The sequence below is a fragment of the Pantoea sp. ARC270 genome (genome assembly GCF_003236725.1).
GTDB lineage: Bacteria > Pseudomonadota > Gammaproteobacteria > Enterobacterales > Enterobacteriaceae > Pantoea > Pantoea anthophila.
In genome coordinates, this window is sequence record NZ_PUGA01000076.1 from 1 (window position 1) to 2,124 (window position 2,124).

Genomic DNA, 2,124 nt, shown 5'->3' on the forward strand with positions numbered 1-2,124 from the left:
GATGTATGAAGGTAAGGCCCCCACATGGCCCATTCCGGTGATTGATTACCAGACTGCGCGGACTTACGCTGATACAAAAGAGAGTCATAAAATCCCCGCCGGGATGTTTGATTATTAATTCACTCCTGCACTGATCATCGATCCTGGCATTGATAACACTCTGCATAAGAGCCTGTCGGACAACAGGCTCTTATGCCTGCATTAACGTAAACGCATCCTTTCGCGAACAGCATTTGCCGCTATTCTTCAGAGTGAAAAGTCGCATCAGGGCTGTTGCCTGTAACGTTCTCACTTATGACCGGTGTCAGATTCCCCCTTAGGGGCAGAACGTTCTGCAGGTTCTGCGTGACGCCCTCCGCCTAATGCCTGCGCTGAATGCGGGAAAGGGAGGTCACGAGGCTGTTTTTGTCCGCCTCACTGAGGTGGGGGGCCGCGAGCTGCGAAAGCAGCCAGGCTCTGTCGGCATCAGCCAGGGTGCCTGCCATCAGCCGCTGACTGATCGCCGTCAGTAACTGTGTATCCAGCCGTTGTATCTGCTGCCGGGTCTCTGCCAGATCCGGAACAGCCTGCAGGCTATCCGGCGTGGAAAGCCAGTCAGCCCGATAGCGATACTGAATGGCTTTACTGGCATTCATCAGGGCGTGAATAAAAGGTTCCACCGATTCCGGCTCAAGTCCTTCCTGCTGCGCATTGTGCAGCATGTTCTCCAGTACCACCTGCTCCCGGGGCAGATCCTCCACGGGTAAATGATGCTGCGCTTTATAACCTGCCACGGCTTTCATGACCTGCAAACGTTCATTCAGGGCGGTTGAAATGGCCCCGAGTGAGACGGAAGAGACCGACCCGGCGAAAACGTTGCTGCACATAAAGAGTGAGGAGAAAAAAATCGCTACAAACTGCGTCATTTGCCTGCTCCATGAGTGAAAGGTGGCACTAATTTATGCATGAAACGATAACGTAGTGTGATTAATATTTTTACAAAATGTGAATGATGGCGGTACCGGCAGCGTTCAGGCAGGTTATTCATTTAACATCGTTTTTTGGCTTTCAGGTTCATAAAAAATTCATATGATACTGCCATTCTGAACGGTCAGCTTCCGCTCTGCTCAGGGGAACGGGCTGCCATAAAAGGATAATCGGACGTTGAGGTAAGCGTGGGGGATAAAGAGAAAAGGGCGGCTCAGCCGCCCGGATCGGTCAGGTGCATCCTGTTCTCAGGGAACAAAGACGGCACGAACACAGCCATCTTCTTTATGCTTAAACATCTCATAGCCGCGCGGCGCTTCTTCCAGCGGGAAGCGATGCGTCGCCATAAACGCCGGGTTGAGTTCATTCTGCGCAACATGCTCCAGCAGCCTGTGCATATAGCGTTGCCCGTGCTGCTGGGCGGTGCGGATGGTCAGACTCTTGTTGATCATCAGCCCCAGTGGAAACTTATCCATCACGCCATACACGCCCAGGATAGCGATGTTGCCGCCTTTGCGGCAGCTGTAGAGTGCCTGACGCAGGGCGGCCCCCACATCCGTTTCAAGATGCAGCATCTGTTTCGTCTTGTCGTAGACCTGACTTAAGCCTTCCCCCCTGGCCTCCATGCCGACCGCATCGATACAGCTGTCCGGGCCGCGGCCGCCGGTCAGTTCCAGCAGGGCTTCGTGGATATCGACCGAGGTGTAATCCAGCGCGATGCTGCCTGCAAAATCCCGCGCCATCGCCAGCCGCTCAGGATAGCGATCGATACCGATGACCTGATGTGCACCCATCAGCCAGGCACTCTGCTGAGCCATCAGGCCGACGCCGCCACAGCCCCAGACCACCACCGTGTCACCCGGATGGATGTTGCAGAAATCGGCACCCATGAAGCCGGTGGGTGTCGCATCGGAGAGGAACAGCGCCTGCTCATCGGTGACACCGTCGGGTACGACAAAGCAGTCATTGTCGGCAAAGGGGACGCGGACATACTCCGCATGCGAGCCCGCATAGCCGCCAAAAGCATGGCTGTAAGCGTAAATCCCGCCGGTCGGATGGCCCAGCGCCGTTTCCCCTTTTTCCCACTGCGGATGTGTGTTGTCACAGCAGGAGGGGAGCTGTTGCTGGCAATACCAGCAGGAGCCGCAGGAGATGAAG

2 protein-coding genes are annotated in these 2,124 nt (G+C 55.4%); both read right to left on the minus strand.

What is annotated here, in order from left to right:
- Positions 1-359: 359 nt before the first annotated feature.
- Entirely contained in the window at positions 360-905 is a 546-nt protein-coding gene (locus tag CKF42_RS20870; protein ID WP_111209106.1) for a chorismate mutase, read from the minus strand.
- A 309-nt stretch (positions 906-1,214) separates the two neighbouring features.
- Positions 1,215-2,124, minus strand: a 910-nt coding sequence (locus CKF42_RS20875; protein ID WP_111209107.1) for a zinc-binding dehydrogenase, incomplete at its 5' end; no start/stop codon positions are given.

Coding starts and splice junctions, on each gene's coding strand:
- CKF42_RS20870 (WP_111209106.1), bottom strand. CDS start 905: ATGACGCAGTTTGTAGCGATTTTTTTCTCCTCACTCTTTATGTGCAGC.